This is a genomic window from Microbacterium dauci, assembly GCF_030065535.1.
Taxonomy (GTDB): Bacteria; Actinomycetota; Actinomycetes; order Actinomycetales; family Microbacteriaceae; genus Microbacterium; species Microbacterium dauci.
The window spans coordinates 36,261-60,861 of record NZ_JASJND010000006.1; the positions used below are offsets into that span (position 1 = coordinate 36,261).

Genomic DNA, 24,601 nt, shown 5'->3' on the forward strand with positions numbered 1-24,601 from the left:
GAAGCGCTCGCGCCGCGTCGTCCGGACCGGCAGGATGTCCGACATGGCGGAGCGGATCACCCAGGAGCGGATCGCCGAGCACGTGCGCCGGCTCGGCGACGAGTATCCGCCGATCGAACTCGACTCGGTCGATCGCGAGGTGCGCGCACCCGAGGTCGTCGCACGGCGCTTCGGCCACGTCATCGACTACCTCGCGCGGGTGGAGCTCGATGTGGATCGGAATGTATTGGAGCTTCTCGTGCTCCTCCCCGATGTCCACGAGGTGGATCGGGCCTTCTACGCCGATGTGTGGCAGCCGCAGGAGATCCAGCACGGGCTCATCCTCGACCGCCTGCAGCAGGACATCGGGAGGCCGGCGGCCGAACCCGAACTCGACGTCGCGGTGAAGATCAAGCTCCTCGGCGCGCTCGCGCACATCCCCGCGATCCAAGACGTCGTGCGCCTCATCTATTACCTGACCGGCGCCAGCACCGAACGGCAGGCCGTGCTCGCGTACAACGTCATCCACGGAGGGATGACCGAGCTCGGCGAGGCGGCGATCGCGGAGACGATCATCGCCCCGATCCGCCGGCAAGAGCCGGGGCACTTCGCGTTCTACCGGATGAGCGCGACCGAGCTCGTGCAGAGCGGTGCGCTCAGACCGTGGCAGCTCCACCTCACGCGCGTGCTGCGACAGCGCAGTTACAACCTGGTTGGTACCAACGGGCAGGACCGGTATCGCGCGCAGATGGGCGCAGTCGTCGAGACGCTCGGGTTCGACACCGACCTCGAGCGGTACGCGCGCGAGGTCGGCCGCATCGAGGCGCAACTGCTCTGGGCGCACCGGCAGGGGATGGCGTATCCGCCGTACGTGCTGGCGGCGCTCCGCGAAAGCATCGACCTCTACCGCGAGCGTGGCTTCGCGGCCTGATCCTGCGGGGTCTCCCGGGGCAAAGGAGGGGCCCCGGCGATAAGCCCGATCGCCGGGGCCCGACATAAGCGTTGGGAGTGGATGGGTGACCCGAACACCGCTCGACTCGACCGTTCCGCCTACGTACCTTGCGTGCTCAAATCTAGGGCTCCACGGCACCTTTCCGCCGGGGATTGACGCGAGCTCCGTCGCTCTGATACGCCTCCCGAACGGATGCCGCGCGCTCGCGGTGAACACGCACTCGGTGCCCGTGAAGTCAAGCCCCTCCGCGGCGCGGCTTCGGCGGGGGAGAGTTGCCGGGCGTCGCGCTCCGCGACCCGCGCCGATGACGGCGATGCACCACCTGGAGGTTCCACGATGCCGGATGATCCTGCCCCTCGATTCCGACTCCAACCACTCGGCCGCGACTGCTGGCGGCTCTGCGACAGTGCGGTCGCCGAAGCCGACGCCGAGGTCGTCCTCGCCTACGTCGAGCGACGCTCGGACGGGCGATACGAAGCGACGTGGGTGCGAGGAGGCGCCGGGTCGGCTCTGTTCGGTTCCGTCGACGCCCTGCTGTCGGGTGCCGCTCGGCACCTCGCGGAGTGCGCGCCTCGGCGAGTGAAGCCACGCCCGATCGCGCACCGGCCACCGCTCGCCCCGATCTGAGCGCAGCGGCAGCTCCTGACGTTCCCAGCAACTGCAGGAACACTCCTGATGGCACGCCGAATCATGTCATAGAAGCCGCATAGGGTCGCGCGGTCGGATGGCTCCAACGCACATTCGAGCAGGAGCCACGCATGACCGTCACGACCCTGATCCTTCTCTCCGTCGACCTCGTCGCGGCGACGATCCTCACCGTCGGCCTGTACTACCGACGCCACCACCGCCGCGACCTCGTCGTCGCGTTCCTGGGTGTCAACGTAGGCGTCATGGCAGTCGCGTCGGTGCTCGGTACCGCAGAGGTGGCCATGGGACTGGGGCTTGGTCTCTTCGGCGTGCTGTCGATTATCCGCCTGCGTTCGTCCGAGATCTCACAGCGCGAGGTTGCGTACTACTTCGCAGCCCTCGCGATCGGCCTCGTTTCCGGTCTGCCCACCACCGATCCGTGGCCGGTTGTCGGGCTCATCGCGCTTGTGCTCGGTGTGATGTGGGTAGCCGACCACCCGGCCCTGCTGTCGCGCAGTCGGCAGCAGATCATCAGACTCGATCGCGCCATCGGCAGTGAGGACGAGCTGCGGGCAGAGCTCGCCGCGCGTCTTGGCGGCGAGGTGACCGCGCTCGTCGTGCAAGAACTCGACCTCGTCAACGACACCACGCTCGTCGACGTCCGGTTCCGCGCACCGCGGCCCCGGGCGCAGGCGCCGAAGCGACAGCTCGCTGGGGCGTCGCGATGACCTCGGTCCTTTCGCATTTCGATTCGGTCGGGCTCGACGAGCTCGTCTCGGAGGCATCCCTGCTGACGCGCGTCGACCGGAAGTACGTCGTGCCGCGTGCCGAACTCGACGTACTGATCGGTGGGCTGGATGCCGCCACTCGCGTGCTTGAGATCGATGGCGTTCGCGACTTCGCGTACGAGTCGTTCTACTTCGACACCCCCGATCTCCTCAGCTTCCACATGGCCGCCCAACCTCGCCGGCGACGCTTCAAGCTGCGCACCCGCGCGTACCTCGATGTGGGTTCCGCGTATCTCGAGATCAAGACCCGCGGCGCTCGCGGGAGCACGGTCAAGGAGCGGTCGGCGTATCCCAGTGCCGACCGCGACCGACTCACAGCCCGGGCGCGCGACGAAGTAGCCGAGGCGTTCGGCTCGATCGGGGTCGCCCCGTCACGTGTCGACGCACTCGATGCGACCCTCGTCACGCGGTACCGCCGTACCACCGTGCTCGCCCCCGACGCGGTCGCGAGAGCCACCATCGACGCTGAGCTCACGTGGCTGACCCCTGAGGGGGACGGCTTCGCGCTCCCGCGCCTCGCGATCGTCGAGACGAAGTCCGGTGCACGGGCGTCCGACATCGACCGGCTGCTGTGGCGGTCAGGTTACCGCCCGGCGACCGTCAGCAAGTACGCGACCGGCCTCGCTGCCCTTCGCCCCGACCTTCCCCGCAATCGCTGGTCGCGCCTCTTGCGCGGCCCGTTCGCCGACACGGCCCGACCCGAGGAGCTGCCATGCGCCGCCACCGTTTGATCCTGTCCACCGTCCCGTTCGTCCTGGCAGGCGTTGTGCTCGCAGGCTGTGCCGTGCAAACGGACACTGCGATCGAGCAGGCGCCTCAGGCGTCAACCTCGACCACATCCGAAGGTGGGGCGGAGACGGCCGTCGTGATCGATTCTGATCTGCAGGCGGAGGCCGTCATCGCAGCGAACGACGATTCCACCGTCACCCGTGACGACGAATGGTCGGACGTCGACGCGATCGACGTCGCACTGATCGGCTCCTCGGCGACGACCGCCGCCGAGGGCGTGACAGTGGCGGACGGCACGGTGACCATCTCCGAAGCCGGTGTGTATCGACTGAGCGGCTCGCTCGAGGGATCGGTCGTCGTCGCGGCGCCAGATGACGCGCTCGTCGTGCTCATCCTCGACGGTGTCGATATCCAGAACGGCGACGGCCCCGCGATCCAGGTCGATTCCGCCGATGACGTCGCCATCGCCCTGGCCGACGGCAGCGAGAACACCGTGTCGGATGCCTCGTCGTACGCCGACGACGCCGACGCGAATGCGGTGATCTACGCCGCGGCGGACCTCACGATCACCGGCACCGGTTCGCTCACGGTGGACGGGAACGGCAATGACGGCATCGCGTCCACCGACGACCTCGTTATCTTGTCGGGCGACCTGACTGTTGACGCCATCGACGACGGGTTGCGTGGCAAGGACTCGCTGACCGTCGAGGGCGGCACCCTCGATGTGACCGCTGGCGGCGACGCGTTCAAGAGCGATCAGGACGATGACGCCACGCGAGGTTGGATCCTCATCGAGGGCGGCGATCTGACTACGTCCAGCGGTGATGACGCGCTCTCGGCGTTCACCGATGTCGTGGTGACGGGTGGAACCCTCTCCCTCGACGCCGGCGTCGGCGGCACTGCGTCCGACTCCGCGAAGGGCATTGCGGCAGGAACGGTCGCTGTGCTCGACGGCGGCGAGCTCACGATCACCGCGACCGACGACGGTGTCCACTCGGACGGGTCGGTGGGCATCGGGGGCGCATCGCTGCAGATCTCATCCGGCGACGACGGCGTGCACGCCGAGCAGACGCTCGAGGTGCGTTCCGGAGAGGTGACGGTGGACGCGGTCGAGGGTCTTGAAGCACCGGTGCTCGTCGTCGAAGGCGGCGATACCACGGTGCACGCATCGGACGACGGTATGAATGCGTCGGTATCGGACCTCGTCACGTCGGATGTGAGCATCACGATCTCAGGAGGCAACCTCACCATCGTGATGGGCAGTGGAGACACCGATGCGATCGACAGCAATGGAGACCTCACGATCACCGGCGGCACGTTCGACATCACGGCGAACTCGTCGTTCGACTACGACGGCAACGGCTCGATGTCTGGCGCCACGGTGACCGTCAACGGGGCGGCCGTGACGGAACTGACGAACTCCATGGGTGGCGGCGGGATGGGCGGCGGCGGGCGACCCTGACCTCGCGTGGCGGGGAGCCGGATGCGACGACGGGCTACCTGCCGCCGCGCGGCGTGTCAAGGACGTGACGTCCGTCGTGTGGACGGGCGATGCTGGTCCCTGTTCAGCGCACCGCAGCCCGGCGGAGGAGGACTGATGCGGCGGATCGACATCTCGTATGGCGGCCAGTGGTACAGCATCGGCGACCGCTCGCTCGAGGCGGTGCACGAAGAGATCCGCGCGGGCGTCCTCGCAGGCCATCACTGGCTCGAGGTGAACGAAGGCGAGGGTCAGTCGCGTCCCGCGTACCTCTCGATCACGCCGGGCGTGCCCATCGCCGTCGTGCCCGAGACCGAACCGCACGATCCGCCGAGCGAAGCCCGGATCGACGAGGCCGACGGCGACTACGAGCAGCCGTCCGCACCGCGATGGACGGGGCCGACAATCCACGCCGGCCGTCGCTGACACGCTGATTCGACGCGGCTGTCAAGACCCTCGCCGCAGTCGGCACCCGCCGCGAGAGTGTCCTCATGAGCGAACAGACCGATCCCCGCGAAGACCCGACGACCGGTGCCGATCACCACGGCGAGGACGGGCGACGCGACGCCGTGTGGGCAGGATCGACCCAGGAGGGGCGCGAGCAGCGCGCGACGCAGGATCTGCCCGCGATGTCACAGCATCCGGCCGACGTCTCCGACAAGATCGACGGCGTCGTCGCGCAGACCCGGGCCGATGCCGCAGGCCACGAGAACTTCGACGTCCGACGCGTCCTCGTGGAGCGACTCGCGCAGGCCGGCATAGAGGTGGACGACGCCCAGCTCGACGACCTCGCGGCGCGCGCGTCCGGCTGAGCGCGCGGGCTATCACCGGCGCCCGACCCGGCGCAACCCCGATGCCCGGAGGTGGCATCCGATCTACCGTCGAAGACGACGATCCACACGCGAAAGCGATCCACACGCGAGAGAAGGGATGCCACCATGACCACGGCCACCCAGACCCCCACCCGCAACAACCGCAAGGCGGCGGGCGCACGTCTCACTGACGAGCAGAATGCAGAGCGCGGCTTCACAGCCTCGAAGCAGCTCAGCGAAAACCTGCAGAAGGTCCTCGTCGATCTCGTCGAACTGGCCTCGCAGGGCAAGCAGGCGCACTGGAACGTCGTCGGCAAGAACTTCCGAGACACGCACGTCCAGCTCGACGAGATCATCGACGCGGCGCGGAACTTCAGCGACACGATCGCCGAGCGCATGCGCGCACTCCACGCCGTCCCGGACGGCCGCAGCGACACCGTCGCAGAGCAGACCACGCTCCCCGAGTTCCCGCACGGAGAGATCTCCACGACCGACGTCATCGATCTCGTGACCGAGCGGCTCGAGGCGACCATCGGGACGTGTCGCGACGTGCACGACGCTGTCGACGAAGAGGACCCGACGAGCGCCGACATCCTGCACGAAGTCCTCGAGACCCTCGAGCAGTACGCCTGGATGGTCAGCGCCGAGAACCGCGTCCCGCGCTGAAGATCCGCGCATGGGGAAATTCATCTACGAGGGTGTGCTGAAGGTCGACTTCGACGACCGTTCGCTCGCACACCTGCAGTTGGTGATCGGCACGAAGCTGTCGCGGGGGGAGTCCTTCCACTTCACCTGGAAGGACGACCCCTCGATCGGCAATGGCCGCACGAGCGTCTGGCTACACCCACGGTGCACGCTGGTGTTCAAGTTCTACCGGGGCGACCGTCCGAAACTGAATCGTGCGTGGGTCGAGGCGCTGTCCAGCGCGGCGAACTCGCCCGCAGGCCTCGTGCTCGTACCCGAGCCGACCGAGGCATCCGATTCCATCGCCGAGACCATCTGAGGGACCCGACGTGAAGCGCATCGACATCCACTACGGCGCGGAGCAGTACTCGATCGGCGAGGAGTCGCTCGAGAAGCTCCACGGGGAGATCCGTGCGGCGCTCGACGCCGGGCACGGTTGGATCACCGTCAACGACGGCGAGGGGGCGCCGCGTCCGGCGCATCTGCTCATCACGCCGGGCGTGCCGATCGCGCTGATCCCGATCCCCGAGCAAACCGAAGACGACGGGTACGTCACGCAGGATTGACGTCGCCCTCGAAGATGGTGGGGTCGAGTTGGATGCCACCCGACGAGTTGGCGGATGCCGCGAGCTCCTCGATCCACTGACGGTTGAGCTCCGGCGCCTCGGGGTCGTCGAACACGAACCGCAGCGGAATCGAGGGGTGCAGCCAGATGGTGGTCCGCCCCTGCGGGAAGTCGTCGGGGTGCTGCCACGACACCGTGAAGCTCTCGGATCTGCGGAGCTTCGTGGAGATCACGACCTTCAGGTGGGCGAGCGCACGGTCATCGATCCGGATCGGCATCGCCGAACCGCCGTAATAGATCAGACCCATGGCCCCACCATAATGGGAGGGAGCGCCGGCGGTGCCGGAGCGGGAGAGGAATGACGTGGGCAAGTTCATCTACGAGGATTCGATCAAAGTCGACTTCGAGGACCGCACCCTCGCGCACCTCCAGCAGGTCATCGGCAACAAGCTGCGCCGTGGCGAGTCGTTCCACTTCACCTGGCGCGACGACAAGAGCATCGGCGAGGGCCGCACGTCTGTCTGGCTTCACCCGCACGCGTCGCTGGTCTTCAAGTACTACGGCAGCCGCCAGTCGCGGATCAACCGCGCCTGGTCCGAGGCGCTGATGTACACCGCGAACTCGCCGGCCGGGCTGCACCTCGTTCCGGAGCCCGCAGACGCCGGCGACGGCGAACCGATCTGACCCCTCGCTCTCGGGAGCGACGACGGATGCCGCGGCGAACGATGAAGCGCCGCGGCACATCGTCTGCTGGGGAGCTATCGATGCGCCGCGGCGCTGGTCGCCGGGGCTGGGGAACCGCCGGCGATGCGAGGCGGGGCGGCCTCGCGATCCGAGTGGGGGACTCGGAGGTGTGTGGAATTGTGGGTCAGACCAGGAGCGGTGCGGTTCCGAACGTTTCGGTGAACTCTGCCGCGAGGGCGTCTTCGTAGGCGTCCGCGTCGTCGAGGAGCTCGCCGTCGATCACGCAGCGACCTCGGTCCGCTTCGGCTGCGGCCGCGCGGCTGAGATCTCGGGGATGTCGAGGTTCGCGTCGAGCACGATGCCGCCGTTCGAGGTCGCCTGGTCGGCCATCTCGCGGAGCGTCCCGGGGTTCAGTGCCACGGGCTCAGCCTGGTCGTAGACGAAGCGGAGCGGGATCGCCGGCTGCAGCCAGAGCGTCGTCCGCCCCTGGCCGTCGGCCTCAGTGCCCTTCCATGAGACGACGAAGCTCTCGCTGCGGCGCAGCTTGGTCGTCGCCACGGTGGCGAGGTGCGCCAGCACGCGGTCCGGCATGACGATCGGCTCGTCGACGTTTCCGTAGTACAGGCTTCCCATGTCGTCCTCCTGGTGGGTTGGTGCGTATCAGTGCTGGGGGGTGCGGTGCGTTGAACGATGGCGCTTGCGCAGTGCGAGCGCGTCGAGGATGCCGCCTCGCCACCATTCACGGTGCTGTGGAATGAGCGCCACGCCGAGCTGACGAAACGGTGCATCGACCGGTCGGTAGAGGGCTGGGGTGCTCATTGCTTCGCTCCTAAATCACTAGCTAAGTAATACATCTAGTGGTTTTCACATCTCTTGTCTATCATCAATTACGACAAACACCGAAACTTTCACAGATCCAGACAGGTAGGGTGAGTGATGTCGATTGGAATGCTCGACGCACAGGGCGAGACTCACGCCGTGCGCGCCGCGCACGCAGAGGATCGGATCGCCTTGTGGCACGAGGTCGAGCCGGGCTTCTGGGTCGGCAACACCCCCGGTCGCTTCCTCGGCTCCGTCGAGTTCGACCACACCGGTTACATCGCCCGAGATCAGGCCGGGGTGAGGGTAGGAAAGTATTCAGACGCAATCGAGGCTCGGATTGCGGTGAGCGAACGACACATCGAGCCGGGGAGTTGACATGCCTCAATCGATCGTCAGGCACGAGCACGTACACCTCTACGCGGCGCAGCCGCTGACCGAAGCGGGTCGCGAACTGAGCAAGGCGATCCTCGAGCTGCGCCACGCCGAGCAGGTCCAGGCGGATCGCTCGCAGCGCATCTCGGGCCTCGGCGGAATCGACCTCTCTGCGCTGCGGTACCTCGTGCAGGCGAAGCGTGAGCAGCGCGAGGTCAGCCCCAAGGACCTGATCGTGATGCTCGGCACGTCGAGCGCGACCGTCACGAATGTCATCGAACGCCTCGTCGGGAAGGGCTACGTGCTCCGTGCGCAGCATCCCACCGACCGGCGTGCCCATTACCTCATCCCGACCGACGCGGCGACGGCGCTCGTCGACGAGGTGTACGGAGGCCACCACGGTGCCGTCGTCTCGATCATCGACGAACTCGACGAGGACGCCGTCGTCACGGCGACCGACGTGATTCGTCGGATCGCGGCGACGCTCGACGAGCTCGCGATGCGCTCCTGACGGACGTCGTCTGCAACGACAAGCGCCCGCTCACCTGACGAAGGTGGACGGGCGGTCGCGGCTGTGGTCAGATCGCGCTGTGTTCGCCGAGCCGGTGCCACGTGCGGTCGTGATACACGAGCGCCGACGGCTCGCTGCGGTCGATGGACGACTGCAGTGCGTGTGCGGCAACGACGGTCGAGCCACCGGCATCCATCCGTTCGATGACGGCGCAGCGCACCCAGGCGCGCACGCCGTGGTACACCGGCTCACCGGTGACCAGGCGCGACCAGTGGTGGTCGGCGAAGCGGTCGATGCCGCTCGTGGCACCCGTCTTGGCGATCTCGAGGTCATCGGCGTCGAGCAGGTGCACCACGACCGTCTCGGCGCGGGCGAGGGTGCCGGCAGCCGACGACTGCGACGACACCGAGAAGATCAGCAACGGCGGCTCGGCGCTCACCGACGAGACCGACGTGGCTGTCAGCGCGACCGGGCCGTCACCGGCGTCCGCGGTGATGACGGCGACACCGCCGGGGTGCCCCCGGAAGAGCGCCTTGAACTCGTCTGGTGAGAGCGACCCCTCGAACGTCCGGTCGCCCTCGAGCGAGCGGTCGCCGACTTGTGCCGGGTCGGTCGGTGCGGAGGTGCGGGCGGAGATGGCCATGCACCGAACCTACGTCCGCTGCAGACCTCCGAGGCCAATGTGTCGGAGAACGACAGCGCATTGCGTCACATGACGCGTGCTCACGCTGGCTGCAGCACCTCGTCGCGGCGACGGGCACCTTCGCGCAGCAGCGGGATGAGCTCGTCACCCCACTCGACGACGTCGCCGAGCGGGTCGAACCCGCGGATGAGGAACTTCGTCACGCCGAGGTCGTAATACTTCAGCAGCGCCTCGGCGACCTGCGCCGGCGTTCCGACGGGCGCGGTCGAGTTGCCGCCCGGGCCGCTCAATGCGGTCATCCCGAGCCACAGCCGCTCGTCGTGCACGTCCGACACCTTCGCGTGCTGCTGCAGCAGATCGGCCGAGGTCGCGGTCTTCTCGGTCTTTGTGCCGGGTGCGAACGACAGGGTGTTGCCCGTGCGCTGCTGCTCGATCAGCGCCGCCGCTTCGGCGTGGATGCGAGCAGCCTTCGCCCACGCCTCTTCCTCGGTGGCGGCGATGATGGGGCGCGTCGAGAGGCTGAACTCGATCTCGCGGTCACCCGCAGCCTCGCGGATCGTCCGGATGTGCTCCGCGACGGACGCGAGCGGCTCGCCGAAGAGCATGTACACATCGGCCTTCGAGGCGCCGACTTCGACGGCGCCCTCCGAGAGCCCGCCGAAGTAGATCGGGATGCCGGCATCCGTGGCCGGCTTCACCGCAGAATAGGCGCCCTCGTGGCGATAGAACTCGCCGTCGTGGTCGAACGGCGCGTCCTCGGTGAGGGTGCGCCGCAGCACGTCGATGAACTCGCCAGTGCGGCGGTACCGGTCGGCCTTCTCGCTCCAGTCGCCGTCGCGGTGCTGGTCGGCCTCGCTCCCACCGGTGATGTGGTGGATCGCAACCCGGCCGCCCCCGGTCAAGTGGTCGAGGGTCGTCAGCTTCCGCGCGACGACCGTGGGCGACACGAAGCCGGGACGGTGCGCGATGAGCACCTTCAACCGTTCCGTGCTGTGCAGTGCGGACGCCGCGACCGCGAAGCCGTCCGGCGAACTCGCGCTGTAGCCGATGAGCACTCGGTCGAACCCGGCGTCCTCATGGGCGCGGGAGAACGCGCGCACGAACGCGGGGTCGACGAGCGGACCTTCGATCGCCTTCGACTCCGAGCCGGGCGTCGTGGCGATCATTCCGAGGATCTCGATGGGCATGGCGACCTTCCTAGGCGGGGACGAGGGCACGGAGCGCGGCGCGCTCGGCCGGGGACGGAGCAGTGACGCCGATGAGCGGCACCGAGGAGATGAGGAGGCGGGTGTACGGATGCTGCGGTCGGCTGACGACGTCACGGGTGAGGCCGTCCTCAACGATGCGACCGCGGTACAGCACGACGAGACGGTCGCTCAGCGCGGCGAGCGACCCGACATCGTGCGAGATGACGAGCATGCCGAGCTCCGATGCGCGGGCATCGCGGAGCGCGACGAGCGAGCGGATGACACGGTCACGGCTCGCCGCGTCGAGTGCGCTCACCGGTTCGTCGAGGACGAGCAGCTTCGGTTCGACCGCCAGAGCCCTCGCGATCGCGGCACGCTGGCGCTGCCCGCCAGAGAGCTCAGCCGGACGGCGGGCGGCGAGCGCGGCATCCACTCCCACGGCCTCGAGCGCGCGCTCGACCCGCGCCGCGACCTCGGCGCGGGGGAGTCCCGCGAGCCGCGGGCCCTCAGCGACGGAATCGCCGATGCGGATGCCGGGGTCGAGGGAGCGGAGCGGATCTTGGAAGACGTATTGCGCGGCGCCGGCGCGGCGCCAGGCGCGGAGCGCGCGGCCGCCGAGCGCGCGGACATCGACGTCGTCGACGCGGATGTCACCGGATGCCGCGGGCACGGCGCGCATCACCGTGCGGGCGAGCGTCGTCTTGCCCGAGCCGGACTCGCCCACGACGCCCACGACCTCGCCGGGGCGGACACGGAGCGAGATGTCGGAGAGGATGCGCGCGCCGCCGAGATCTACGTCGACGTTCGCGAGTTCGAGGAGCGTCATGCGAGGTACCGTTCCAATCCGTACTGCGCGTGCGAGCTGAGGAGCTCCTTCGTGTAGGGGTGCCCCGGTGCCTTCAGCACGCGATTCGTCGCACCGCCTTCGACGACGCGGCCGTCGCGGAAGACGACCACGCGCTCGCAGACCTGCGAGACGACGGCGAGGTCGTGCGAGACGAGGACGAGCGCCAGTGCGCGCTCGCGACGGAGCCTGCGCAACAGGTCGAGGAGCTCCGCCTGCACGGTGACGTCGAGCGCGGTCGTCGCCTCGTCGGCGATGAGGACGGCCGGGTCGGCGGCGAGTGCCATCGCGATGAGGACGCGCTGCAGCATCCCGCCCGAGAGCTCGCCGACGCGACTGGCGAGCACGCGATCGACATCGCGCAGCCCGAGGTCGTCGAGCAGCTCGCGCGACCGCGCTCGTGCCAGTCGACGGGGAACGCCCGCGGTGACGCGGACGACCTCGTCGAGCTGCGCGCCGATGCGGATCGACGGGTTGAGGTACGACGCGGGGTCTTGGAAGACCGCGCCGAGCTTCGGCCCGCGCACCCGGCGCCAGGTGGCCTCGTCTGCGGTGGTGAGGTCGGTGCCGTCGACGAGGACGCGGCCGCCGTCGATGCGGGTGCCGCGGGGGAGGAGCCCCAGCAGCGCGCGGCAGGTCAGCGTCTTGCCGCTGCCGGACTCGCCGACGACGCCGACTGCCTCACCGGGGCGGACCGACAGGTCGACGCCGTGCACGAGTGGGGTGCCGTCCTCCGCCGAGACACGCAGCCGTTGCACGGCGACGACCGGGGGGACGAGGAGCGAACCCTCGTCGAACGACGGTGCTGCGGGCGCGACCGTGGTCGACGTGGTGGTGCGTTCAGACACGCGCGGCATCCGTGACCTCCTTCTTCGGAGCGCGGCGGCGGCCGGCACGGCGACCGTCGCCGATCGCGTCGGCGAGCACATTCAGCGCGGCGACGGTCACGATGATCGCGAGCGCCGGTGCCACGGGGCCGAGGGGCCGCTGCGACAGGTACTCGAGGTCGCTCGCGAGCATGCCGCCCCAGGTCGGGGCGGGCGGCTCGACGCCGATGCCGAGGAAGGTCAGCGACGACACCACGAGGAGCGCGGCGCCGAGCGAGCCGATCGCGGTGACGACGACGTTCGGCGCGACCCGCCGCCAGACGTGCCGGCTGACGATCCACGCAGCCGTCGCACCCAGCAGGCGCGCGGCCTCGACGTACTGCGAGTCGGCCACCTGAAGCGCGGCAGCGCGCGAGACCCGGAAGAAGCCCGGTGCGAGGAGGATGCCGATCGCGGTCATCGCCGGCCAGATGCCGTTGCCGAGAAGCCCCGCGAATGCGATCGCGAACAACACGAACGGCAGCGCGAGCAGCGTGTCGACGAAGCGGAGCTGCAGCCACTCGACCGGACGAGGGGCGAAGACGGAGAGGAGGCCGGGGATCACGCCGAGGGCGAAGCCGATGACGGTGGCGAGGAGGGCTGCGAGCAGTGACACCGGGGCGCCCGCGAGGAGGCGGCTCAGCACGTCGCGACCGAGGTAGTCGGTGCCGAGCGGGTGCGCGAGCGTCGGGCCGGCGAGGGCGTTCGCGGTGTCCTGCGCGAGCGGGTCGAACGGGGCGATCGCGGGGCCGACGACACCGACGACCGCGACCGCCGCGAGGACGCCCACGGCGACGCGCACAGTCAGGGTGGAGGAGGTGCTCATGCGGCACTCCGTTCGCTGGGGTTGAGTCGTGCGAGCACGAGGTTCAGGGCGACCGCGGTGAGCACCACGATCGTCACGCTCACGAGCAGCACGCCCTGCACCACGGGGACGTCGCCCTGCAGTGCCGACGACCGGGCGAGCTGGCCGAGGCCCGGCATCCCGAACACGGCCTCGGTGATGACGGCGCCGCCGACGAGACGGGGGACGTGCAGCCCGAGGGTCGCGAGCGCGGGCGCCGCGGCGTTCGGGAGCGCGTGGCGCCAGACGATGCGGGCGCCGCCGAAGCCGTGCATGCGCGCGCCGACGACGAAGTTCTCGTCGAGCGCCGCGACGAGTCCGGTGCGGAGCTGGCGGGAGAGGTCGGCCGCAGCGTCGAGGCTCAGCGAGACGGCCGGAAGGACGAGGCACGCGAGCCACGCGGTGACGCTCACGGCCGGGGGCACGTAGCCACCGACGGGGAGGATCGGGAACGCGAATCCGAAGAGGAGGATCAGTGCGATGCCGGCGACGAACGCGGGGATGGTCGCCAGCGCCGCGTTGCCCGTCGAGATGACCCGGTCGATCCAGGTGCCGCGGCGCACCGCCGCCAAGGCGCCGCTGACGCCGCCGAGCACGAGGGCGACGAGGGTCGCCCCCGCGGCGATCGACAGGCTGACGGGGAGCGCCGCGATGATCGATTGCGCGACCGGGATGCCGGTGAACCACGACCGCCCGAGATCACCGACGACCGCGCCGCCGAGCCACGTCGCATATCGCTCGAAGAACGGGCGGTCGACCCCGAACTCCGCGTTCAGGCGGGCGACGTCCTCGGGTGTCGCCATGTCACCGAGGGCGACGGCGGCGGGGTCGGATCCGCTCGCGGCGCCCAGCGCGAACGTCACGAAGCTCGCCGCGACCAGGACGACCGCCGCCTGCGCGAGGGCCGCTCCGGCGGTCCGCCCCGCGCGTCGTGCGGCCGCGCCGGACACCCGGGCGCCGCGAGTGGGCGTCCGGGTGCCGGCTGCTGCGGTGAGCGTCATGTCAGCCCTCGACCTCGACGTCTTCCCAGCGCTGCACGTCGATCCAGTGCTGGATGCCGGTGACCTTCGACGGGTGGATGAGGATGCGCGGCCAGGTGAACAGGAAGGTGTTCGGCTGGGTCTTCACACCGGTCGCGACGGCCGCCTGCAGCTTCTCGGCGTAGTCGGGCGCATCGAGCGGTGTCGCCCGTGCCTCGTCGATGGCCGCGGTGAGCTCGGGGGGCGTGGTGCCGCCGAGGTTCATCAGCCCGGTCTCGCCGTAGAGCACTTCGAGCGCCTGCAGCGGGGACTGGCGTCCCGAGAAGCTGTCGAGGACGAACGGGTAGGTGCGCTTCACGTAGTTCTGCGAGATCGCGGTCGGTGCGAGCACGTTGAGCTTCGCGCGGATGCCGGCTTCGGCCCACTGCGCCTGCAACACCTCGGCGATCGGGCTGACGTCCTCGGTGAGGCTCAGCTCGATGTCGACGCCATCGGGGTAGCCGGCCTCGGCGAGGAGCGCCTTCGCACGGTCCACGTCGTGCGGGTACAGGTCATCGAGTTCGTCGTCGTAGGCGACGTACCCTTTGGGGAACGGCTGGTAGTTCGGCGTGCCCTGCCCGAAGTACGCACCGTCGACGAGCGCCTGCCGATCGGTGGCGTGGCTGATCGCCTGGAGGACGCGCTGGTCGTCGAACGGCGCGACGCGGTTGTCGACGTCGAGCGTGCGCACTGTGAGTGCCCGGATGTTCTCGACCTCGAGACCCGCCTTCTCGGACGCCTCGACCTGCGACGGCGGCACGAGCGCGACGTCCCACTGCCCGGTCTGCACGCCCGCCACGACGGTGGCGGGGTCGGTCACGGGGGAGACCCGGAACTCGTCGATGTGGATGCGGTCGGCGTTCCAGTACTCCTCGTACTTGTGGAGGTCGGCGTGCGAGTTCGGCACGTACTCGTCGAGGACGAACGGTCCCGAGCCCTCGGGCTGCGTCGCGAGCGTCGTGACGTCGTCGAACGCGGCGGGGTTCACGATGAAGCCGGTCTTGCCGGCGAACAGATAGGGCACCTGGTAGTCGGCCTGGTCGAGCTCGACGGCGACCGTCTGCTCGTCGACGACCTCGACGCCGGTCACGATCGCGAGCTGCCCGGCGATCGTCGAGTCGGCCTGGTCGCGGCCGCGCTCGAGGTTCGCCTTGACGGCCTCGGCATCGACGGGGGTGCCATCGCTGAACGTGGCATCCCGCAGCGTGAAGGTCACCGTCGTGCCGGCCTTGTCGTACTCCCAGGACTCGGCGAGGCCGGGGACGACCTCGCCGTCGGGGTCGAGTTGCGTGAGCCCGTCGTAGACGAGGGCGAGCGCGTGGGTGTCCCAGCCGGCGGTCGAGGTCACCGGATCCCAGCTGGTCGGGAGGTTCCACCCCCAGGTGAGGGAGGTGGGGGCGTCGCCGCCTGCGGCGGGCGTCGCCGAGCCGCAGCCCGCCATCGCGACCGCGGCGGCGGTGGCGACGGTCAGGCTGGCGAGAAGTCGTCGGGTAGTCATGTCGAGGGACGCTAGGGACCGCGCAGCCGCCCCTTCAATCGCGCATGACACCCGCCGTCACGCGTCGCAACAGTTCGACACATCGGTGTCCGTGCGGCCGCCGCCCGGAACCATGGACGCCATGACCGACACCCCCTCCGGCGCGGATGCCGCGCGCTTCGCGTCGCTGCAGGTGCAGGCCGGCTACACCCCGGGCACGCCGCAGAACGCCGTCGCGCCGCCGATCTACCAGACGACGGCGTACGAGTTCGCGTCGTTGCAGGATGCCGCCGACATCTTCGCGCTCCGCAAGGCCGGCAACCTCTACAGCCGGTCGGCCAACCCGACGCAGCTCATCTTCGAGGAGCGCGTCGCGGCACTCGAGGGCGGGCGTGCGGCGGTGGCCGTGGCATCCGGTCAGGCAGCCGTCGCGATCACGCTCCTCGCCCTCGCGAAGGCGGGGGAGCATCTCGTCGCCGCGCGTCAGCTCTACGGCGGTACCGTCGACCTGCTGCAGGACACGTTCGCCGACTGGGGCATCGAGGTCGATTTCGTCGACCAGGACGACCTCGACGCGTGGCGAGCGGCGATCCGTCCCTCGACCCGCGCCCTGTTCGCCGAGTCGGTCACGAACCCGACCGCGCAGGTGCTCGACGTGCGCGCGGTCGCCGACGTCGCGCACGCGGCCGGGGTGCCCTTCGTCGTCGACAACACCGTCGCGACCCCATACCTGCAGCGCCCGGGCGAGCACGGCGCCGACTTCGTCGTGCACTCCGCGACGAAGTACCTCGGCGGCCACGGCACGTCGATGGGCGGCGTCGTCGTCGACATCGGGTCGTTCGACTTCGGCGCCGAACCCGCCCGCTGGCCGCAGCTCACCGAGCCGTACGCCCGCGTCGGCGACGTCGTGCTGTGGGAGCGCTTCGGCCCGTCGGGGCAGGCGTTCGCCGCGCTGCTGAAGACGAAGTACGTCCACGACCTCGGCCCGTCGCTGTCGCCGTTCAACTCCTTCCAGCTGCTGCAGGGGCTCGAGACCCTCGACCTGCGGATCGCCCGCCACGCGGCATCCGCGCTCGCCGTCGCCGAGTTCCTCGCGCAGCACCCGTCCGTGCGCGCCGTTCACCACCCGGGCCTCGCTTCGAGCCCGTGGGCGGATGCCGCCACGCGGTACCTCCCGCGCGGCGTGCCGGCCGTCTTCTCGTTCGACCTCGCACCGTCCGGCGACGCAGACGTCGACCGCGCGCGCGTGCACCGGTTCGTCGACGGGCTCCAACTCGTGAAACTCGTCGCCAACATCGGCGACGCCCGCAGCCTCGTCGCGCACCCGGCATCCATGACCCACAGCCACCTGACCGACGAGCAGTTCGCCGAGGCGGGCATCTCGAAGACCACGGTCCGACTCTCGATCGGACTCGAAGACCCGACAGACCTCATCGCCGACATCGCCCAGGCGCTGGCGGCATCCGACACCGACGCCTGAGGAGGCGAGCCATGACGATCGACCTCGGCTACTGGACCCCCGTCTACGGCGGATTCCTGCGCAACGTCGGCGACGAGGAGGGGATGGATGCCACCTGGGCCACCATCCGCGACATCTCGGTGACCGCCGACCGGCTCGGCTTCCACACGACGCTCGTGCCGGAGCTGTACCTCAACGACCGCAAGGGCATCGACGCGCCGAGCCTCGAGGCGTGGTCGCTGTCGTCCGCGATCCTCGCGGTGACCGACCGGCTGCGGGTGATGACAGCGGTGCGGCCCGGCTTCCACCTGCCGGCGGTGCTCGCGAAAACGGTGTCGACGCTCGACGCGATCGCTCCGGGTCGTGTCGCCCTCAACGTCGTCGCCGCGTGGTGGGCGGAGGAGGCTCGGCAGTTCGGCGGTCGGTTCACGACCCACGACGCCCGCTATGTTCAGGCCGAGGAGTTCGTGCAGGTGCTTCGCGGGCTCTGGGACAAGAGCCCGTTCACCTTCGCCGGCGACTACTACGAGCTCGAGGGCACGATCGTCGAACCGAAGCCGTCATCGTCGCCCGTCATCTTCGCCGGCGGCGAGAGCGAGGCGGGCAAGGAGTCGATCGCCCGCTTCTCGGACGCCTACGTCATGCACGGCGGCACCCTCGACGAGGTGCGTGCCAACGTCGCCGACATCAACGAGCGGTCGCTGCGCATCCACGGACGCGAGATCAGTGAGATCGGGATGCCGGCGTACGTCATCGTCCGCGACACCGAGGCCGAGGCGCAGCGCGAGCTCGAACGCATCACGACCGTCGACCCGAACTCGCCCGGCTACGCCTCGTTCGAGGAGTTCCAACGGAACTCCAAGCTCTCGCTCGAGCTCACGAAGCGGGAGTACTCCGTCGGCACGCGCGGGCTCCGCCCGAACCTCGTCGGGACCGCCGAGCAGGTCGCCGAGCGGATCCACCAGTATGCGGATGCCGGCATCTCGCTGCTGCTCATCCAGTCGTCGCCCCTCAAGGAGGAGCTCGAGCGCATCGCCGAGCAGGTGTTCCCGCTCGTGCCGCAGCGCACCGCAGCACTGGTCTGAGGTGCGGTCGACGGGTGCGCGTCCCCTCGGGTACGCTGGCAGGGTGCTGACCCTTCGTTGTTGTCGTCGCTGAGCGCCGTTCTCGGCCTCTTCCGCGACCCCAACGACCTCCCGCGCCTCTGCGAGCGCGGCATCCCGTCAGGAAATCGAACACCGTGCGTTACGCAACCCACATCGCCGACCTCGTCGGTAACACACCCCTCGTCCGTCTGAACGCCGTCACCGAGGGGATTGCAGCCACCGTCCTCGCGAAGGTGGAGTACTTCAACCCCGGCAGCTCGGCGAAGGACCGCATCGCGCGGAACATCATCGACGCGGCCGAGCGCGATGGGCTCCTGCGGCCCGGTGGCACGATCGTCGAGCCGACGAGCGGCAACACCGGCGTCGGGCTCGCGCTCGTCGCGCAGCAGCGCGGCTACCGGATGATCTTCGTCGTCCCCGACAAGTTCTCGGGCGAGAAGGTCGCCGTGCTGAAGGCGTACGGCGCAGAGGTCGTCGAGACGCCGACCAGCGTGCCGCCCGAGCACCCCGACTCGTACTACAGCGTGTCCGACCGTCTCGCCGCCGAGATCCCCGGTGCGTTCAAGCCCAACCAGTTCGCGAACCTGAACGGGCCGCGCGGCCACTACGAGACCACGGGTCCCGAGATCTGGCGCGACACCGACGGCACGGTCACCCACTTCGTCGCCGGGGTCGGCACCGGTGGAACCATCAGCGGCACCGGGCGGTTCCTCAAAGAGGCCTCGAACGGCGAGGTCGTCGTCATCGGCGCCGACCCCGAGGGCTCGATCTACTCCGGCGACGACCTCCACGGGTACCTCGTCGAGGGCGTCGGCGAGGACTTCTACCCCGCGACGTTCGACCCGACCGTCATCGACGGGTACGAGCGGGTCGGCGATGCCGAGTCGTTCGCGATGACCCGCCGCCTCGCCCGCGAAGAAGCGCTCCTCGTCGGCGGCTCGTCGGGCATGGCGGTCGTCGCCGCGCTGCGCGTCGCACGCGATCTGCCCGCTGAAGCGGTCGTCGTCGTGGTCCTGCCGGATCACGGCCGCGGCTACCTCAGCAAGATCTACGACGACGACTGGATGCGTGAGCGCGGCTTCGACGTCGCGGCATCCGAAGCCCACTGACTGCCCACCCGACCGCGAGAAACCACTCCTGCGCGAGAAACCACACCAGACGCGATGTCTCGCGCCGGAAGTGGTTTCTCGCAGACGAAAGGACCCCACATGGCCACCTCTGACGCCGCCCGCAACTTCGCGAGCCTCGCTGTTCACGCCGGGCAGGAACCGGATGCCGCGACCGGAGCGGTCATCCCGCCCGTCCACTTCTCGACGACGTATGCCCAGGACGGCATCGGCGGACTGCGCGGCGGGTACGAGTACGGCCGCGCCGCGAACCCGACCCGCACCGCGCTGCAGACCCAGCTCGCCGCGATCGAGGGCGGCGCCCACGCGCTGTCGTTCGCGTCGGGCCTCGCCGCCGAGGACTCGCTGCTGCGGGCCGTGCTGCGCCCGGGCGACGAGGTGCTCCTCGGCAACGACGTGTACGGCGGCACCTACCGCCTCATCTCGCGCGTCCTCGGCGACTGGGGCGTGCAGCTGCGCATCGTCGACATGAGCGACCTCGACGCCGTGCGCGCCGCCGTCGCCGAACGTGCTCCCCGCATCCTCTGGGTCGAGACACCGTCGAACCCGCTGCTGCGCATCACCGACATCGCGGGCCTCGCAGCGATCGGTCACGCGGCCGGAGCCGTCGTCGTCGTCGACAACACGTTCGCGACGCCCGCGCTGCAGCGTCCGCTGTCGCTCGGTGCCGACGTCGTCGTGCATTCGACCACGAAGTACCTGGGCGGTCATTCCGACGTCGTGGGCGGTGCGGTCGTGCTGAACGACGACGCCCTCGCCGAGAAGATCGGCTTTCTGCAGTTCGCCGTCGGCGCGGTTTCCGGACCGCTCGACGCATGGCTGACCACGCGCGGCATCAAGACGCTCGCGGTACGGATGCAGCGGCACAGCGAGAACGGCCTCGCCGTGGCATCCTTCCTCGAAGGCCACGAGCGGGTCGCCAAGGTCTACTACCCGGGACTCGCCTCGCACCCCGGCCACGAGCTCGCGGCTCGCCAGATGTCGGGCTTCGGCGGCATCGTGTCGCTCGCGCTCGAGTCGGGCGAGGCGGCCCGCCGTTTCGCGGAGTCGACCCGCCTGTTCACCCTCGCCGAGTCGCTCGGCGGCGTCGAGTCGCTGGTCAACTACCCCGACGCGATGACGCACGCGTCGGTCCGCGGCACCGAGGCGGCCGTGCCCGTCGAGGTCGTCCGCTTGTCGGTCGGCATCGAGGACGAGGCCGACCTGCTCGCCGACCTCGAGCAGGCGCTCAAGGACTGACGCCTGCGGCGGCCCGGTAGCGTGGCGGCATGACGCACGCGCGATGGGGCATTCTCGGCACCGGTGGCATCAGCACGAACTTCGCCGAGGGGCTGCGGGACGCCGAGCTCGGCCGCCTGCACGCCGTCGGCGCGCGTGACGAGAGCAGCGCCGAGGAGTTCGGCGCACGCCACGGCGCCGACGTGGTCGGGACGTACCGCGACATCCTCGCGCGCGACGACGTCGACGCCGTCTACATCGGCACGGTCCACACCACGCACGTCGAGCTCGTCATCGCCGCGCTCGAGGCGGGTAAAGCGGTGCTGTGCGAGAAGCCGCTCGGCATCGATGTCGCCGAGACGGATGCCGCGCTCGCCGCGGCCGCAGCCGCCGGCCTCCCGCTCGTCGAGGCCTTCAAGTACCGCTTCGGACCGTTCCCCGACCGGATGCGCGCGCTCATCGAGGCGGGCGAACTCGGCGCGGTGACGAGGCTCGAGTCCGCGATGGGATTCGCTGCGCCGGAGCGTACCGGGCGGCTCTTCGACCCGGCCGTCGCGGGCGGCGCGATCCTCGACGCCGGGTGCTACCCGGTGTCGCTCGCGGTCGGCGTCGCGGCGTGGGCGGGGGAGGACGTGGCATCCGCTCGCATCGTCTCGGCCGACGGCGTGATCGGACCGACCGGCGTCGACGACGAGGCATCCGCCGTCATCGAAATCGGCGGCTTCACGGCGCACGTGCGCACCGCGATCGTCGAGCAGCTGCCGCGCGTCGCGACGATCACCGGCTCGACGGGCGTGCTCGAGATCCCGAACGTGTGGGGCAGTCGCAGCGAGAGCACCGAGGGTGCGGTGGTGCGCCGTCCCGATGGCTCGGTGCGGCGCGAGGAGCAGATCGAGGCCGCCGTGGTGCAGCCGATGGCGGCCGAGGCGGATGCCGTGATCGCGGCGCTCCGTGACGGGCGTACCGAGGTGGCCGAGATGCCGTGGGCGCAGACCCGCGCGACGGCGCGGCTGCTCGCCGACTGGCGCGCAGCGCTCGCTTGAGCCCTCGCGCGGTCGGCTCGGGTCAGCGCCGCCACCACCGACGACGCGGCGGCTGCTCGACCGGAGGGGGAGTGGATGCCGCGGCCGCGCGTCGCTCGCGCCATGCGGCGATCTCGGCCTCGGGGTCGCGGGTCGGCGTCACGACGGGCGGCCCACCCTCGAGCTGCCGCCGCGCCTCGATGACGCGGCGGGTGAAGTCCTCGGTGTAGGCGCGGACGTCCTCCGCGCGGGTCATCGCGTCGACGTGCGCCTCGAACGCGGCGTGCTCGACGCGCAGGCGCAGCGCCGGCGGTCCGAGCCCCGACAGCTGCTCGGTCTGGATCTTCCGCCGGATCCACCAGTCCGGATCGTGGGAGGTGCCGAGCCCCTCGATCGGCTTGCCGGCGCCGGGAAGGTCGTCGAACTCGCCGCGGCGGATCGCCTGCTGGATCACCGTCTCGACGTACAGCGCCCGCTCGTGTGCGGTCGGGGCGCCGGCGTTCGACGGTGCGGCATCCGGTTCGGGCTCATCGCCGAGGTCTCGGCGCACGAGGTACCGAGCGGCCTCGAGCCGTGCGTCCGTCGCCTCGTGGTCATCGACCATTCATCCAGCGTATGACGCGTCGCGCTTGCCGGGTCGTTGCCCGGTATGCATATACTCGGAAAACACATACCCGGTATGCGTAAGGGAGTCCGATGTCGGTACGTCAGAGCCTGCTGGCCATCCTCGATCAGGGGCCGTGCTACGGCTACCAGCTGCGTGCGGAGTTCGACCGCCGCACCGGGTCGACCTGGCCGCTCAACGTCGGGCAGATCTATAACACGCTGGACCGGCTCGAGCGCGACGGTCTCGTCGAGAAGGGTGACGTCGACGAGCAGGGGCACGTGTACTGGCAGATCACGGATGCCGGTTCGGCCGACGTCCGCGCCTGGCTCGCCGCGCCCGTCGAACGTGCCCAGGGCACGCGCGACGAGCTGGCGATCAAGCTGGCCGTCGCCGCCACCCTCCCTGGCGTCGACCTCGCCGCCGTCATCCAGGCGCAGCGGCACGCCTCGCTCCGCCAGCTGCAGGAACTCAACCGCGCGAAGTACGCCGGCACGAATCCCGACGGCCCCGAAGAGCTCGCCTGGTCGCTCGTCGTCGACTCGATGATCTTCGCGGCCGAGGCAGAGGCGCGGTGGCTCGACCACACCGAGGCGCGGCTGGCGCAGCATCCGCATCGCGCGATGGGGCTCGAGTTGTCGACGCAGACCCCGAAGCGCGGACGACCCGCGAAGGCCCTGCAGGCGGAGGACGCCCGATGAGCACGCCGGTTTTGCAGCTCGTGGACCCGGCGCTCACCCGCCGCAACGTCATCGCCTGAGTGGATGCCGCGCGCGGCGGCATCCGCTACAGCCGGTTTGAAGCCTCGGTCAGGACGCCCCGAAGGATGCCTTCGATCTCGTCGAACTCCGACGGTCCGATCGTGAGCGGCGGGGCGAGCTGGATGACGGGGTCCCCGCGGTCGTCGGCGCGGCAGTACAGGCCGGCGTCGAACAGCGCCTTCGAGAGGAAGCCGCGCAGGAGTCGCTCGGACTCGTCGTCGTCGAACGTCGCCTTCGTCGCCTTGTCTTTCACGAGCTCGATGCCGAAGAAGTAGCCGTCGCCGCGCACGTCGCCGACGATCGGCAGGTCGGTCAACCGCTCCAGGGCCGCGCGGAACAGCGGCGAGTTGGTGCGGACGTTCTCGAGCAGCCCCTCCTCTTCGAAGATGTCGAGGTTCTCGAGCGCGACGGCGGCTGAGACCGGGTGCCCGCCGAAGGTGTAGCCGTGCGGGAACGACGTGGTGCCGTGTGCGAACGGCTCGTGGATGCGGTCGCTGACGATCGTGCCGCCGAGCGGTGCGTAGCCGCTCGTGACCGCCTTCGCGAAGGTGATCATGTCGGGCTGGTAGCCGTACGCGTCGGCGCCGAAGTATTCGCCGAGGCGACCGAATGCGCAGATGACCTCGTCCGACACGAGCAGCACGTCGTGGCGGTCGCAGATCTCGCGCACGCGCTGGAAGTATCCCGGCGGCGGCGGGAAGCATCCGCCGGAGTTCTGTACCGGCTCGAGGAACACCGCGGCGACGGTGTCTGCGCCTTCGAAGAGGATCATCTCCTCGATGCGGTCGGCGGCCCAGATGCCGTACTCCTCCTGCGTCGAGCCGGTGAAGCCCTGCTCGGCGGCGCGGTACCAGTTCGTGTTCGGCACCCGGAAGCCGCCGGGGGTGACCGGCTCGAACATCGACTTCATGCCCGGGAGCCCCGTGATCGCGAGGGCACCCTGCGGGGTGCCGTGGTAGGCGATGAAGCGCGAGATCACCTTGTGCTTGGTGGGCTTGCCGACGAGCTTCCAGTACTGCTTGGCGAGCTTGAATGCGGTCTCGACCGCCTCACCGCCGCCCGTCGAGAAGAACACACGGTTCAAGTCGCCGGGGGCGAGATGCGCGATGCGGTCGGCGAGTTCGATCGCCGACGGGTGCGCGTACGACCAGATCGGGAAGAACGCGAGCTCCTCGGCCTGCCGCGCAGCCGCCTGCGCGAGACGCGCGCGGCCGTGACCAGCTGCCACGACGAACAGGCCCGAGAGGCCGTCGATGTATTTGCGTCCCGTTGAGTCCCAGATGTGGTGGCCCTCGCCCTTGACGATGATCGGGACGCCGGGGCCCTCGGTCATCGTCGACTGGCGTGCGAAGTGCATCCAGAGGTGGTCGCGGGCTTTGCCCTGCAGGTCGGCGTTGTCGTACGAGGTCATGCGGGTCC

General features: G+C 69.7%; 31 protein-coding genes. 19 read left to right on the top strand and 12 right to left on the bottom strand.

The annotated features are described in order from the left end of the window. Nucleotides 1-43: 43 nt before the first annotated feature. The 10 genes from QNI14_RS08875 to QNI14_RS08920 all read left to right on the top strand — a co-directional run bounded on the left by QNI14_RS08875 (nucleotide 44) and on the right by QNI14_RS08920 (nucleotide 6,617). On the top strand, nucleotides 44-910 hold the full coding sequence (locus QNI14_RS08875; RefSeq protein WP_283716213.1) for a GTP-binding protein LepA: 867 nt from the start codon (nucleotides 44-46) through the stop codon (nucleotides 908-910). Nucleotides 911-1,267: 357 nt separating this feature from the next. Next, the gene (locus QNI14_RS08880) at nucleotides 1,268-1,558 is read left to right on the top strand and encodes a hypothetical protein (protein WP_283716214.1); all 291 of its coding nucleotides are present in this window, start codon (nucleotides 1,268-1,270) and stop codon (nucleotides 1,556-1,558) included. A 131-nt stretch (nucleotides 1,559-1,689) separates the two neighbouring features. Continuing rightward, the gene (locus tag QNI14_RS08885) at nucleotides 1,690-2,286 is read left to right on the top strand and encodes a DUF4956 domain-containing protein (protein WP_283716215.1); all 597 of its coding nucleotides are present in this window, start codon (nucleotides 1,690-1,692) and stop codon (nucleotides 2,284-2,286) included. Then, complete coding sequence (locus QNI14_RS08890) at nucleotides 2,283-3,077, top strand: polyphosphate polymerase domain-containing protein (RefSeq protein WP_283716216.1); 795 nt, start codon at nucleotides 2,283-2,285, stop codon at nucleotides 3,075-3,077. The genes QNI14_RS08885 and QNI14_RS08890 overlap by 4 nt, the downstream gene beginning before the upstream one ends. A gap of 134 nt (nucleotides 3,078-3,211) precedes the next feature. Beyond that, a complete protein-coding gene (locus QNI14_RS08895; protein WP_283716217.1) occupies nucleotides 3,212-4,537 on the top strand; it encodes a carbohydrate-binding domain-containing protein in 1,326 nt (441 codons plus the stop codon). 135 nt (nucleotides 4,538-4,672) lie between these two features. After that, a complete protein-coding gene (locus QNI14_RS08900) occupies nucleotides 4,673-4,981 on the top strand; it encodes a hypothetical protein (protein WP_283716219.1) in 309 nt (102 codons plus the stop codon). A 65-nt stretch (nucleotides 4,982-5,046) separates the two neighbouring features. Next, entirely contained in the window at nucleotides 5,047-5,367 is a 321-nt protein-coding gene (locus QNI14_RS08905; RefSeq protein ID WP_283716220.1) for a hypothetical protein, read from the top strand. 126 nt (nucleotides 5,368-5,493) lie between these two features. After that, entirely contained in the window at nucleotides 5,494-6,033 is a 540-nt protein-coding gene (locus QNI14_RS08910; RefSeq protein WP_283716221.1) for a Dps family protein, read from the top strand. A gap of 10 nt (nucleotides 6,034-6,043) precedes the next feature. After that, complete coding sequence (locus QNI14_RS08915) at nucleotides 6,044-6,370, top strand: DUF7882 family protein (protein ID WP_283716223.1); 327 nt, start codon at nucleotides 6,044-6,046, stop codon at nucleotides 6,368-6,370. A 10-nt stretch (nucleotides 6,371-6,380) separates the two neighbouring features. Then, nucleotides 6,381-6,617, top strand: a complete 237-nt coding sequence (locus QNI14_RS08920) for a hypothetical protein (RefSeq protein ID WP_283716224.1) — start codon at nucleotides 6,381-6,383, stop codon at nucleotides 6,615-6,617. On the opposite strand, the gene QNI14_RS08925 is transcribed toward QNI14_RS08920, so the two are convergent. After that, nucleotides 6,604-6,924, bottom strand: coding sequence for a DUF7882 family protein (locus tag QNI14_RS08925; RefSeq protein ID WP_283716225.1), 321 nt, complete (start codon nucleotides 6,922-6,924; stop codon nucleotides 6,604-6,606). The genes QNI14_RS08920 and QNI14_RS08925 overlap by 14 nt on opposite strands. Nucleotides 6,925-6,979: 55 nt before the next feature. Here QNI14_RS08925 and QNI14_RS08930 point away from each other — a divergent pair, with 55 nt between their 5' ends. Then, nucleotides 6,980-7,300 (top strand): DUF7882 family protein, encoded by a 321-nt coding sequence (locus tag QNI14_RS08930; protein ID WP_283716227.1) that lies wholly within the window; start codon nucleotides 6,980-6,982, stop codon nucleotides 7,298-7,300. 279 nt (nucleotides 7,301-7,579) lie between these two features. Here the strand turns inward: QNI14_RS08930 and QNI14_RS08935 are convergent, their stop codons facing one another. Together QNI14_RS08935 and QNI14_RS08940 are read right to left on the bottom strand one after the other, a co-directional pair. Next, nucleotides 7,580-7,933 carry a DUF7882 family protein gene (locus QNI14_RS08935; RefSeq protein ID WP_283716228.1) on the bottom strand — a complete coding sequence of 118 codons (354 nt, stop codon included), beginning with the start codon at nucleotides 7,931-7,933 and terminating at the stop codon, nucleotides 7,580-7,582. 27 nt (nucleotides 7,934-7,960) lie between these two features. Next, nucleotides 7,961-8,119, bottom strand: a complete 159-nt coding sequence (locus QNI14_RS08940; RefSeq protein WP_283716229.1) for a hypothetical protein — start codon at nucleotides 8,117-8,119, stop codon at nucleotides 7,961-7,963. A gap of 129 nt (nucleotides 8,120-8,248) precedes the next feature. Here QNI14_RS08940 and QNI14_RS08945 point away from each other — a divergent pair, with 129 nt between their 5' ends. Both QNI14_RS08945 and QNI14_RS08950 read left to right on the top strand, forming a co-directional pair. After that, nucleotides 8,249-8,497, top strand: coding sequence for a hypothetical protein (locus QNI14_RS08945; protein ID WP_283716230.1), 249 nt, complete (start codon nucleotides 8,249-8,251; stop codon nucleotides 8,495-8,497). A 1-nt stretch (nucleotide 8,498) separates the two neighbouring features. Beyond that, nucleotides 8,499-9,005, top strand: a complete 507-nt coding sequence (locus QNI14_RS08950) for a MarR family winged helix-turn-helix transcriptional regulator (RefSeq protein WP_283716231.1) — start codon at nucleotides 8,499-8,501, stop codon at nucleotides 9,003-9,005. A gap of 67 nt (nucleotides 9,006-9,072) precedes the next feature. On the opposite strand, the gene QNI14_RS08955 is transcribed toward QNI14_RS08950, so the two are convergent. The 7 genes from QNI14_RS08955 to QNI14_RS08985 all read right to left on the bottom strand — a co-directional run bounded on the left by QNI14_RS08955 (nucleotide 9,073) and on the right by QNI14_RS08985 (nucleotide 15,906). Next, entirely contained in the window at nucleotides 9,073-9,648 is a 576-nt protein-coding gene (locus tag QNI14_RS08955) for a flavin reductase family protein (protein ID WP_283716232.1), read from the bottom strand. Between the two features lie 80 nt (nucleotides 9,649-9,728). Beyond that, on the bottom strand, nucleotides 9,729-10,835 hold the full coding sequence (locus QNI14_RS08960) for an LLM class flavin-dependent oxidoreductase (protein WP_283716234.1): 1,107 nt from the start codon (nucleotides 10,833-10,835) through the stop codon (nucleotides 9,729-9,731). 10 nt (nucleotides 10,836-10,845) lie between these two features. Further along, on the bottom strand, nucleotides 10,846-11,661 hold the full coding sequence (locus tag QNI14_RS08965; RefSeq protein ID WP_283716235.1) for an ABC transporter ATP-binding protein: 816 nt from the start codon (nucleotides 11,659-11,661) through the stop codon (nucleotides 10,846-10,848). Next, on the bottom strand, nucleotides 11,658-12,527 hold the full coding sequence (locus QNI14_RS08970) for an ATP-binding cassette domain-containing protein (protein WP_283716236.1): 870 nt from the start codon (nucleotides 12,525-12,527) through the stop codon (nucleotides 11,658-11,660). The genes QNI14_RS08965 and QNI14_RS08970 overlap by 4 nt, the downstream gene beginning before the upstream one ends. Then, nucleotides 12,520-13,371, bottom strand: a complete 852-nt coding sequence (locus QNI14_RS08975) for an ABC transporter permease (protein ID WP_283716237.1) — start codon at nucleotides 13,369-13,371, stop codon at nucleotides 12,520-12,522. Before QNI14_RS08975 ends, QNI14_RS08970 begins: the two co-directional genes overlap by 8 nt. After that, complete coding sequence (locus QNI14_RS08980) at nucleotides 13,368-14,390, bottom strand: ABC transporter permease (protein ID WP_283716238.1); 1,023 nt, start codon at nucleotides 14,388-14,390, stop codon at nucleotides 13,368-13,370. Before QNI14_RS08980 ends, QNI14_RS08975 begins: the two co-directional genes overlap by 4 nt. Nucleotide 14,391: 1 nt before the next feature. Further along, complete coding sequence (locus tag QNI14_RS08985; protein WP_283716239.1) at nucleotides 14,392-15,906, bottom strand: ABC transporter substrate-binding protein; 1,515 nt, start codon at nucleotides 15,904-15,906, stop codon at nucleotides 14,392-14,394. Nucleotides 15,907-16,027: 121 nt separating this feature from the next. Between QNI14_RS08985 and QNI14_RS08990 the strand changes: the two genes are divergently transcribed. The 5 genes from QNI14_RS08990 (at nucleotide 16,028) to QNI14_RS09010 (ending at nucleotide 21,838) form a co-directional block, all read left to right on the top strand. Beyond that, a complete protein-coding gene (locus tag QNI14_RS08990) occupies nucleotides 16,028-17,365 on the top strand; it encodes an O-acetylhomoserine aminocarboxypropyltransferase/cysteine synthase family protein (protein ID WP_347177831.1) in 1,338 nt (445 codons plus the stop codon). Between the two features lie 11 nt (nucleotides 17,366-17,376). After that, a complete protein-coding gene (locus QNI14_RS08995; RefSeq protein WP_283716241.1) occupies nucleotides 17,377-18,429 on the top strand; it encodes an LLM class flavin-dependent oxidoreductase in 1,053 nt (350 codons plus the stop codon). 155 nt (nucleotides 18,430-18,584) lie between these two features. After that, on the top strand, nucleotides 18,585-19,559 hold the full coding sequence (locus QNI14_RS09000) for a PLP-dependent cysteine synthase family protein (protein WP_283716243.1): 975 nt from the start codon (nucleotides 18,585-18,587) through the stop codon (nucleotides 19,557-19,559). Nucleotides 19,560-19,658: 99 nt separating this feature from the next. After that, entirely contained in the window at nucleotides 19,659-20,816 is a 1,158-nt protein-coding gene (locus QNI14_RS09005) for a cystathionine gamma-synthase (RefSeq protein WP_283716244.1), read from the top strand. 29 nt (nucleotides 20,817-20,845) lie between these two features. Then, on the top strand, nucleotides 20,846-21,838 hold the full coding sequence (locus tag QNI14_RS09010) for a Gfo/Idh/MocA family protein (protein ID WP_283716245.1): 993 nt from the start codon (nucleotides 20,846-20,848) through the stop codon (nucleotides 21,836-21,838). Between the two features lie 22 nt (nucleotides 21,839-21,860). Here QNI14_RS09010 and QNI14_RS09015 read toward each other — a convergent pair whose 3' ends face one another. Then, nucleotides 21,861-22,421: a DnaJ family domain-containing protein gene (locus QNI14_RS09015; RefSeq protein WP_283716247.1), complete on the bottom strand. Its 561-nt coding sequence runs from the start codon at nucleotides 22,419-22,421 to the stop codon at nucleotides 21,861-21,863. A gap of 92 nt (nucleotides 22,422-22,513) precedes the next feature. Here QNI14_RS09015 and QNI14_RS09020 point away from each other — a divergent pair, with 92 nt between their 5' ends. After that, complete coding sequence (locus QNI14_RS09020) at nucleotides 22,514-23,122, top strand: PadR family transcriptional regulator (RefSeq protein ID WP_283716249.1); 609 nt, start codon at nucleotides 22,514-22,516, stop codon at nucleotides 23,120-23,122. 85 nt (nucleotides 23,123-23,207) lie between these two features. Here the strand turns inward: QNI14_RS09020 and QNI14_RS09025 are convergent, their stop codons facing one another. Then, entirely contained in the window at nucleotides 23,208-24,593 is a 1,386-nt protein-coding gene (locus QNI14_RS09025; protein WP_283716250.1) for an aspartate aminotransferase family protein, read from the bottom strand. Nucleotides 24,594-24,601 lie beyond the last annotated feature (8 nt).

What these genes read in the sequence shown, in the direction of transcription:
- QNI14_RS08985 (WP_283716239.1), bottom strand. Translation starts at nt 15,906, where the DNA reads ATGACTACCCGACGACTTCTCGCCAGCCTGACCGTCGCCACCGCCGCC.
- QNI14_RS08915 (WP_283716223.1), top strand. Translation starts at nt 6,044, where the DNA reads ATGGGGAAATTCATCTACGAGGGTGTGCTGAAGGTCGACTTCGACGAC.
- QNI14_RS08885 (WP_283716215.1), top strand. Translation starts at nt 1,690, where the DNA reads ATGACCGTCACGACCCTGATCCTTCTCTCCGTCGACCTCGTCGCGGCG.
- QNI14_RS08955 (WP_283716232.1), bottom strand. Translation starts at nt 9,648, where the DNA reads ATGGCCATCTCCGCCCGCACCTCCGCACCGACCGACCCGGCACAAGTC.
- QNI14_RS08945 (WP_283716230.1), top strand. Translation starts at nt 8,249, where the DNA reads ATGCTCGACGCACAGGGCGAGACTCACGCCGTGCGCGCCGCGCACGCA.
- QNI14_RS08940 (WP_283716229.1), bottom strand. Translation starts at nt 8,119, where the DNA reads ATGAGCACCCCAGCCCTCTACCGACCGGTCGATGCACCGTTTCGTCAG.
- QNI14_RS08935 (WP_283716228.1), bottom strand. Translation starts at nt 7,933, where the DNA reads ATGGGAAGCCTGTACTACGGAAACGTCGACGAGCCGATCGTCATGCCG.
- QNI14_RS08925 (WP_283716225.1), bottom strand. Translation starts at nt 6,924, where the DNA reads ATGGGTCTGATCTATTACGGCGGTTCGGCGATGCCGATCCGGATCGAT.
- QNI14_RS08975 (WP_283716237.1), bottom strand. Translation starts at nt 13,371, where the DNA reads ATGAGCACCTCCTCCACCCTGACTGTGCGCGTCGCCGTGGGCGTCCTC.
- QNI14_RS09015 (WP_283716247.1), bottom strand. Translation starts at nt 22,421, where the DNA reads ATGGTCGATGACCACGAGGCGACGGACGCACGGCTCGAGGCCGCTCGG.
- QNI14_RS09025 (WP_283716250.1), bottom strand. Translation starts at nt 24,593, where the DNA reads ATGACCTCGTACGACAACGCCGACCTGCAGGGCAAAGCCCGCGACCAC.
- QNI14_RS08995 (WP_283716241.1), top strand. Translation starts at nt 17,377, where the DNA reads ATGACGATCGACCTCGGCTACTGGACCCCCGTCTACGGCGGATTCCTG.
- QNI14_RS09010 (WP_283716245.1), top strand. Translation starts at nt 20,846, where the DNA reads ATGACGCACGCGCGATGGGGCATTCTCGGCACCGGTGGCATCAGCACG.
- QNI14_RS08905 (WP_283716220.1), top strand. Translation starts at nt 5,047, where the DNA reads ATGAGCGAACAGACCGATCCCCGCGAAGACCCGACGACCGGTGCCGAT.
- QNI14_RS08960 (WP_283716234.1), bottom strand. Translation starts at nt 10,835, where the DNA reads ATGCCCATCGAGATCCTCGGAATGATCGCCACGACGCCCGGCTCGGAG.
- QNI14_RS08880 (WP_283716214.1), top strand. Translation starts at nt 1,268, where the DNA reads ATGCCGGATGATCCTGCCCCTCGATTCCGACTCCAACCACTCGGCCGC.
- QNI14_RS08990 (WP_347177831.1), top strand. Translation starts at nt 16,028, where the DNA reads ATGACCGACACCCCCTCCGGCGCGGATGCCGCGCGCTTCGCGTCGCTG.
- QNI14_RS08910 (WP_283716221.1), top strand. Translation starts at nt 5,494, where the DNA reads ATGACCACGGCCACCCAGACCCCCACCCGCAACAACCGCAAGGCGGCG.
- QNI14_RS09005 (WP_283716244.1), top strand. Translation starts at nt 19,659, where the DNA reads ATGGCCACCTCTGACGCCGCCCGCAACTTCGCGAGCCTCGCTGTTCAC.
- QNI14_RS08875 (WP_283716213.1), top strand. Translation starts at nt 44, where the DNA reads ATGGCGGAGCGGATCACCCAGGAGCGGATCGCCGAGCACGTGCGCCGG.
- QNI14_RS08900 (WP_283716219.1), top strand. Translation starts at nt 4,673, where the DNA reads ATGCGGCGGATCGACATCTCGTATGGCGGCCAGTGGTACAGCATCGGC.
- QNI14_RS09020 (WP_283716249.1), top strand. Translation starts at nt 22,514, where the DNA reads ATGTCGGTACGTCAGAGCCTGCTGGCCATCCTCGATCAGGGGCCGTGC.
- QNI14_RS08965 (WP_283716235.1), bottom strand. Translation starts at nt 11,661, where the DNA reads ATGACGCTCCTCGAACTCGCGAACGTCGACGTAGATCTCGGCGGCGCG.
- QNI14_RS08980 (WP_283716238.1), bottom strand. Translation starts at nt 14,390, where the DNA reads ATGACGCTCACCGCAGCAGCCGGCACCCGGACGCCCACTCGCGGCGCC.
- QNI14_RS08890 (WP_283716216.1), top strand. Translation starts at nt 2,283, where the DNA reads ATGACCTCGGTCCTTTCGCATTTCGATTCGGTCGGGCTCGACGAGCTC.
- QNI14_RS08950 (WP_283716231.1), top strand. Translation starts at nt 8,499, where the DNA reads ATGCCTCAATCGATCGTCAGGCACGAGCACGTACACCTCTACGCGGCG.